The organism is Sphaerochaeta sp. UBA5836 (assembly GCF_002432845.1).
Lineage (GTDB): Bacteria > Spirochaetota > Spirochaetia > Sphaerochaetales > Sphaerochaetaceae > Sphaerochaeta.
On record NZ_DJGW01000002.1, the window covers coordinates 19751 to 20256 of the forward strand.

At 55.1% G+C, this 506-nt stretch carries 1 pseudogene; it reads right to left on the reverse strand.

The window, feature by feature from the left end:
• Positions 1-506, reverse strand: a pseudogene (locus B3F49_RS00125) (DUF523 domain-containing protein); the annotation flags it as partial.

A 506-nucleotide genomic window follows, 5' to 3' on the forward strand; every position in this document is an offset into this window, starting at 1 on the left:
CGCTCCATCTTGATCAGCTCCTTGGTGATGGTGGTGACATTGCGCTTGAAATCGGGGCTGTTGATCTCTTCGACCTTCTTTCCCTTCTTCTTGCGGTAGTGAGCGTAGTGCTTCCACAGGCTGTTCGTGATCTTGGCGGTAGTGGATGGGCGGCGAAGCAGATCCAGAACCTGGGAGCGGAAAGTCGGTTCGAATTGGGCGAAATCATTCTTGGAAAGTGAGGCCAGTGTCCGTCCCATCTCTCTCGCCCAGGTATTGTCCAACTCCTGGCAGAGGAACTTGAGAATGTACCAGGTCTCATAGAGCTCCTGCATGCTGGAGAGGGGATGGTTGGCAAACCAGTGGAAGGCAAGCAGCCTTCGTCTCCAGTCCCACCACTTCAGCGGGCTTTGCAGGTCGCTTGAGGGAATGAGGAAAAAGCCTTCGTCCAGCAGGAGCGAACCAAAGACTCCGGGAGGATTGCCGCGCTTGGTATTCTTGAGCGTAGTTCGGTACACACCGCAGGA